Annotated in this window: 8 protein-coding genes; 1 reads left to right on the forward strand and 7 read right to left on the reverse strand. The window is 49.7% G+C overall.

The window, feature by feature from the left end; genetic code table 11:
- The first annotated feature begins 89 nt into the window (after nucleotides 1-89).
- Nucleotides 90-632 carry a metal-dependent hydrolase gene (locus CUC53_RS02875; RefSeq protein WP_100292766.1) on the forward strand — a complete coding sequence of 181 codons (543 nt, stop codon included), beginning with the start codon at nucleotides 90-92 and terminating at the stop codon, nucleotides 630-632.
- Here the strand turns inward: CUC53_RS02875 and CUC53_RS02880 are convergent.
- The 7 genes from CUC53_RS02880 to trpF form a co-directional block, all read right to left on the reverse strand.
- The gene (locus CUC53_RS02880; RefSeq protein ID WP_100292767.1) at nucleotides 619-945 is read right to left on the reverse strand and encodes a hypothetical protein; all 327 of its coding nucleotides are present in this window, start codon (nucleotides 943-945) and stop codon (nucleotides 619-621) included. The two genes, CUC53_RS02875 and CUC53_RS02880, sit on opposite strands and share 14 nt — an antisense overlap.
- Before the next feature lie 278 nt (nucleotides 946-1223).
- Nucleotides 1224-1952, reverse strand: a complete 729-nt coding sequence (locus tag CUC53_RS02885) for a hypothetical protein (protein ID WP_100292768.1) — start codon at nucleotides 1950-1952, stop codon at nucleotides 1224-1226.
- A gap of 117 nt (nucleotides 1953-2069) precedes the next feature.
- Nucleotides 2070-2936: a hypothetical protein gene (locus CUC53_RS02890; RefSeq protein ID WP_100292769.1), complete on the reverse strand. Its 867-nt coding sequence runs from the start codon at nucleotides 2934-2936 to the stop codon at nucleotides 2070-2072.
- A gap of 154 nt (nucleotides 2937-3090) precedes the next feature.
- Entirely contained in the window at nucleotides 3091-3600 is a 510-nt protein-coding gene (locus tag CUC53_RS18770; RefSeq protein WP_157798177.1) for a hypothetical protein, read from the reverse strand.
- Between the two features lie 626 nt (nucleotides 3601-4226).
- The gene (gene trpA / locus CUC53_RS02900; protein ID WP_100292770.1) at nucleotides 4227-5033 is read right to left on the reverse strand and encodes a tryptophan synthase subunit alpha; all 807 of its coding nucleotides are present in this window, start codon (nucleotides 5031-5033) and stop codon (nucleotides 4227-4229) included.
- Complete coding sequence (trpB, locus tag CUC53_RS02905; protein WP_100292771.1) at nucleotides 5030-6223, reverse strand: tryptophan synthase subunit beta; 1194 nt, start codon at nucleotides 6221-6223, stop codon at nucleotides 5030-5032. The genes trpA and trpB overlap by 4 nt, the downstream gene beginning before the upstream one ends.
- Before the next feature lie 47 nt (nucleotides 6224-6270).
- Nucleotides 6271-6427 (reverse strand): phosphoribosylanthranilate isomerase (gene trpF, locus CUC53_RS02910; protein WP_476692203.1); only part of this gene is annotated, 157 nt, incomplete at its 5' end.

Genomic DNA, 6427 nt, shown 5'->3' on the forward strand with positions numbered 1-6427 from the left:
GGGTCGCTTGCAGAGCAGCATTGCACTTCACGTTCACTTCACTGAGCAGGGATAGGGTAGGCACAAGTTTTCATTTGGAGCTTTACGATATGCCCACCATAGTCACCCACGCCGCCGTGCCCCTCTGCCTTGGGCTGGGGTTTGGCAGCCGGATCATCCCGCCGCGCCTGCTGCTGGCTGGGGTTGCCATCGCCATGCTGCCCGATGCCGATGTGCTCGCCTTTAAACTGGGGGTCGCCTACGGCCATGTCTTTGGTCACCGCGGCTTTACCCATTCCCTGTTGTTCGCCTTTGCCCTGCCCACATTGGCCATGCTGTTTCATCGCCAGTTAAGGGCCCGCGCCGCCACCGTCTGGTCATTTCTGCTGGTGTCGCTGCTCTCCCACAGCCTGCTCGATTCCCTCACCACCGGCGGCAAGGGGGTTGGCTGGCTCTGGCCGTGGCGTGACGAGCGTTTCTTCGCCCCCTGGCAGGTGATCCGGGTTGCCCCCTTCAAGCTGGAGGCCTATCTCACCGCCCGAGGTGAGGCGGTCATCCTCTCCGAGCTCTACTGGGTATGGCTGCCGGGGGTTGTATTGATGCTGATATTGATGGGGTGGCGGGTGTGGGGAAGGGGGCCTAGGGGATGCTGAGACTGGCGGCCAGGTGATGAAGATAGTCATAACTGTGCCACTGGACGGCACAGAGGGCGAGCAGGGCTGATGCCTCCAAGGCACCTCGATCCCGGTTCCGGAGCAATATCCACAAGGCATGCAGTATGCAGAGACCCAGACTTACCAGATATATGAGGGCTAACGCCACTTCAATTAAATCCGATATACCGTAGGGATCATTCGGATTGTGATAAAGCAGGTCATAGCCAAAGGCGCGAAACCCGAGTCTGATCAGAAACAGGGAAAAGCAGAGGGTGGCCAGTTGCTTTGTTTTTTGGCTGATTTCTGTCATGCAACTTCTCAAATCTTCCAACGCTAACTTTTGGGGCTGAGATGCAGCAGAGCTGGGATGCCCATCTTTTTGAATGTTGGCTATGCTACGCCTTGCTCAAAAAGGTGGGTGTCCCAGATTTGATTTATTGATCTCGAATGTTGGGCTATAAATCGAGGTTGGTGCTGAACGAAGTGAAGCCAGATGTTTACCGCGAAATATATCTATAAATCTGTTTTACGAATATTCTACATCCCTGTTTATTCTGCTCTGATTGACGGAGTAAAGCTCGCTGACGGTTATGAAACCTCCTGTAAATGAATTCCAAACTCCGATGCTGACTCACCTTCTTTTGTTGTGATTGACATCACTTTACACTCGATCTTATGTTTGGTTTTATGCTTTCCTTTACCGATATCATAATAAGAAAGTTCTAGTGTTATATTTGGAATATTAAGGTTTTCAAATTTTATATCATTACAAGCTTTCAATGATAGGTAAGATGACACTAGAAATGTATATGACGGTGGCAACCTTACTTCTCTACCTGTATTGTCTTGGCTGAGAGGTAACAAATATTCAAACTCTTCAGTGTCTACGTTTACAGTTACCATGAATTTATCGCTGCTTTTATGCTTTATTGAAAGCATATGAGCAGTCTTTTCAATATAGAATGGCTGGTGTGTTTTTTGTGCAAGATAGTTTACTTCATCAAGTAATCTATCCATTTCAAAAATCCACTTCGCAGTAACATTTTTGGCAGCACCAAATCCAACATTCACTACCGTTAAACCAGCAAAATAAAAAAGATCGTCTCCTTCTTCGTTGAGCTTACCCCATTCTATAGCTAATTCTACATTAGAAATTTTCCTTGAGCGTAGTTGAAAATTATTTTGCAAAACACTGAGGTCAGGCTTATAACTAGACTTTCGTTGCCTAAAGAGTTCAAACAAAGTGCACGCAGCTATGATTGCAGTTACCAATGTCCCAATACTAGAAAGCAAAGATATCCATTCAGTTGTATTCATTAACTCTCCTAATTATATTCATCTAAGGGGGAAGTAATGTAATTCCTGTACCATCTAAATCACTTTGAACACCGAACACAACGTATTTCTAATTACTCTAAAATGTATCATGGAGACTTAAGTAATGAGCCACTTCAATTTTGTTACGTTACAGAATATATTAAACGCCAAATAGTCAACAGTTGCTTCAATCTCAAAATAATTATCAATTTCCATCAACCTGTCGTGCAAGCGTAAATAGTATTTTGAAACGGGATTATGTTCGTGAGTTTCATTGCAAACATCCAGAGCACATTGGTGTAATAGTCGAAGGTTTTCCGAGAAATTGTCATTGTTTTCATTAAATTTAACTGCTTCATCTACCATTTCGTAAAATGGTAGATCTTCAATATTTTCTGGCTCGGAGTGTGCGACACCACTGGTACCTGATTTAAAATAATTCCACTTTTTATGATTTTGTAATCGTTCAATCTTAACAAAGCTTGTATTTTCTACCATCGTTTGAGCTTCAGTAAAGTCGTACAAGTTATCTAGGGTATGGAACGCTGGTGATGCGTATACAACTAAAGCCCTTCTTCTAAGGTTTTTAGCAACCTTTTCCAATATCTCCTGCTGGTGCGGAGTTATTTCGAAGCGCCAATACTTTGATGTGAAGCCATGTTTTTTTAAATCTGAAGGAACTCTGCTTAATACATCAGGGCGTTTAGCTTGTATTAGCAAATTCGTATTGAAAGTAGGCAAGCGTCGTTTATGGCCAAGGCGATTCCACATAAAACCCCAACGCAGATCGTTTAAAATAACGCCTCTCGGGATGTTTTGATACCCAAATGAACTCCAAAAGAAAGAGTATTTTGCTTCTAAAGCTGCGTCTATGCCAAATTTCCCTTCAAATACTTGACCTGGAGTCGCAATTCGGTGGCTACCAAACATCAACTCATTGTATAGTGGAGCTTCAAAATCCTTTTCTTCAAATTCAGCTTTCATAAATGCCTATATTGATAAAGTAAAGTCATAATGCCATTGTTAATGAGTAAACAACGCAATATAAATAAAAGAGCCGCCACATACGGCCTTAAACACAAAGACAAACGCATGGCAAAAATACCACGCACTGTGTCCCTTATGAACAATTTTTAAACTATTTACTCCAAGCGCGAGTCATATTTAATTTGCCAACAAAAAAACCTATTGCGGTTGCAGCTATCAATTTATGTGGCTGGCTAGGAATTAAGCTGACCGTACCAACAAAGACCCCAACTAACCCGAGCCAGGTACTCAATCTTACTGCTACCTGCGGGTGCATGGTACATGCTTTTATTCGTTTGCTAACATCCCACTTGGTAACAAAGCTAACTTGAAGGCTATGATTTCTTTGAGTATCATTTATTCCAAGCTTTTCTCTATACCACGCATTCATCAAGACAACATTTGGCATATCCAACAATTCTTTATTCGTTTGGGATGGAATGCTATATCGATATTTCTTTTCAAAGTTACGATCTACAGAGAGTGCTTCGCATACAATAGATTTGCCGTTATTTTTATTTTTAATTTGAACAAGGCTTCTATTTGAAACATCAGAGCCTTTGATCCAGCACCAACCTGAGTTTATATCTTCAGCTAAAGAAGCCAAAACATAATAGTTCATCAATGTAATCACTTTCTCTATTTTAATTTAACAATAACCAGGTAGATAGGAGCACCATTTAGCTAGTGGAACCTTCCGTATAATTCCGCTCTTCCTTGATAGTCGCCACGAAAAAATGAATAAACATATTACCAGTCTGTCTCTGATACTTTGCCGTAATTGCTTGACGTCCTCTTTTTAACGCCACCATTAGCACTGTATAAGGAGACAGTTAAGGAACTGACTATAGTAAGTGCCGACAAAGCTACCGCCCCTGAGTGACAGCTCCCAGCCCGCTGCTGTTAACCTGCGAGATAGCAACAATCGCTGTCATGGCGTTCTTCCGAGAGGTTGATTGTCATTCGGGTATCTTAAAGGGAAAGGCTGAGTGTTGAGAAGCACGTTTTGACAGGAATCTGTGCAGGATCAATAAATTAGTCATTAGGGCGTGTGCTGAGTGAGCAACTCATTCGGCAGGGAATGCACAATCCCCCTCACCCTAGCCCTCTCCCGGAGGGAGAGGGGATCAACATGCAGGGCGCGGCAAGCGGCAAAGAGAAAGGGAGCCGGTCAGGCACCCTTTTACGTGGTTATGAAAACTGGCAATTTGGGGGGAAATCCGCAGACAGTTGACCCCAAATCCGACCTTATCGATTGGTCGCGGCCTTCATCCCTTCCACAAACTCTTTCAGGCGGGTCAGCATATGCTCCGGGTTCTGGTGGTGGGTCTCGATGATCTTCACCACGGCGGAGCCGGAGATGGCACCGGCGGCACCAGCGGCGATCGCTTCACGCACCTGAGCCGGTTCGCTGATGCCAAAGCCGAGCAGGGCGGGGGGGGCGTTGAACTCGCGCAGGGTATTGATGAGACCTTCTACCGGCATGCCGGCCTTGGTCTCGGCACCGGTGACGCCAGCGCGGCTCACCAGATAGGTGTAACCATTGCCAAGCTCCGCCACCTGTTTCAGGGTCTCGGCGTCGCCATTGGGCGGGGCGATAAAGATGCTGTCGATGCCGAACTTGTCGGCGGCCGCCTTGTAAGGGGCACACATCTGCACCGGCACGTCGGCGACCAGCACCGAATCGACGCCCGCCTGCTGGCATTTTTCATAAAAGCCGTCAATGTGACGGACATAAACCAGATTGGCGTAGACCAAGAGGCCAATGGGCAACTGCGGATACTTGGCGCGGATGCGGCCAAGCAGCTCGAAGCAGTGGTCTGGAGTGGTGTGGCTGGCAAACGCCCGCAGGGCGGCGCCCTGAATGGTGGGGCCGTCCGCTACCGGATCGGAGAAGGGAATGCCGAGCTCAAGGGCATCAGCGCCCCCTGCGACCAGCGCATCGACGATGGCCAAGGAGAGTTCAGGAGTGGGGTCTCCCAGCATCACGAACGGCACAAAGGCGCCCTGATTGGCCGCGTCCAGACGGGAGAAAAGTTGTGCGTAACGGTTCATGACAGGCTTCCTTCTTTCTCGAAAATGTCAGCGACGGTGAAGATATCTTTGTCGCCACGGCCGGAGAGGTTGACGATGAGTACCTGCTCTTTTTCCGGTTCACTGCGGGCCATCTTGAGGGCGTGGGCCAGCGCGTGGGAGGACTCCAGCGCCGGGATGATGCCTTCGGATTTGGCCAGCTCTTGGAAGGCGTCCAGCGCCTCCTTGTCGGTCACTGAGGGGTACTCGGCGCGGCCGATGGCGGCCAGATGAGCGTGCTGCGGGCCAACGGAGGGGAAATCCAGCCCCGCCGAGACGGAGTAGGACTCCTGAATTTGCCCTTGCTTGTCCTGCATCAGGTAGGAGTGCATGCCAAAGAAGACCCCCTTGCTGCCGTGACCGAGCGGCGCGCCATGCTCGCCACTTTCGATGCCGTGGCCACCCGGCTCGACCCCAATCAGGCGTACCGAGGGCTCATCGATAAAGTCGGCAAACATGCCGATGGCATTCGACCCGCCGCCGACGCAGGCGATCACCGCATCCGGCAGCCGCTCTTCCTTCTCGAAGCACTGGGCCTTGGCCTCTTCGCCAATCATCTTCTGGAACTCCCGCACGATAGTGGGGAAGGGGTGCGGGCCGGCGGCGGTCCCGAGCAGGTAGTGGGCCGACTCGTAGTTGGCGGCCCAGTCGCGCAGTGCCTCGTTGCAGGCATCTTTCAGGGTGCTGGAGCCGGAGTGTACCGGGATGACGGTGGCGCCCATCAGCTTCATGCGAAAGACGTTGGGCTTTTGGCGCTCGCAATCCTTGGCGCCCATATAGACCCGGCACTTGAGGCCGAGCAGGGCGCAGGCCAGTGCGGTTGCCACGCCGTGCTGACCGGCGCCGGTCTCGGCGATGATCTCCTGTTTGCCCATCCGCTTAGCCAGCAGCGCCTGACCCAACACCTGATTGGTCTTGTGGGCGCCGCCGTGCAGCAGATCTTCTCGTTTCAGATAGAGGCGGGTCTTGGTGCCCTTGGTCAAATTGCGGGTTAGGGTGAGCGGGGTCGGGCGGCCCGCATACTCGGTAAGCAGCGTTTGAAATTCGGCGATAAAAGCCGGGTCATCCTTGGCGTCGACGAAGGCTTTTTCCAGCTGGAGCAGGGCGGGAACCAGAATTTGCGGTACATACATACCGCCAAATTCACCAAAAAACGGGTTGAGCAGGGTCATGACTTCTTCCTTGTATTAGCTAAATCGAAACATCAAAAAGGGTTACGTTACAGGTTGCGCAGTGCGGCAAAGGCGGCCGCTAGCTTGTGCGGATCCTTCTGGCCCGGGGCAATCTCTACCCCGGAGTTGAAACCAAGGCCGAGCCAACCGACCTGGGCGGCCTGCAGGGCGTTATCGGGGTTAAGGCCCCCCGCCAGCATCAGT

It is taken from the genome of Aeromonas cavernicola (assembly GCF_002795305.1).
In the GTDB taxonomy this organism is placed as follows: Bacteria; Pseudomonadota; Gammaproteobacteria; order Enterobacterales; family Aeromonadaceae; genus Aeromonas; species Aeromonas cavernicola.

Excerpts from the sequence above, each read along its gene's own strand:
- CUC53_RS02890 (WP_100292769.1), bottom strand. The coding sequence starts at position 2,936 with ATGAAAGCTGAATTTGAAGAAAAGGATTTTGAAGCTCCACTATACAAT.
- trpA (WP_100292770.1), bottom strand. The coding sequence starts at position 5,033 with ATGAACCGTTACGCACAACTTTTCTCCCGTCTGGACGCGGCCAATCAG.
- CUC53_RS02885 (WP_100292768.1), bottom strand. The coding sequence starts at position 1,952 with ATGAATACAACTGAATGGATATCTTTGCTTTCTAGTATTGGGACATTG.
- trpB (WP_100292771.1), bottom strand. The coding sequence starts at position 6,223 with ATGACCCTGCTCAACCCGTTTTTTGGTGAATTTGGCGGTATGTATGTA.
- CUC53_RS02880 (WP_100292767.1), bottom strand. The coding sequence starts at position 945 with ATGACAGAAATCAGCCAAAAAACAAAGCAACTGGCCACCCTCTGCTTT.
- CUC53_RS18770 (WP_157798177.1), bottom strand. The coding sequence starts at position 3,600 with ATGAACTATTATGTTTTGGCTTCTTTAGCTGAAGATATAAACTCAGGT.
- CUC53_RS02875 (WP_100292766.1), top strand. The coding sequence starts at position 90 with ATGCCCACCATAGTCACCCACGCCGCCGTGCCCCTCTGCCTTGGGCTG.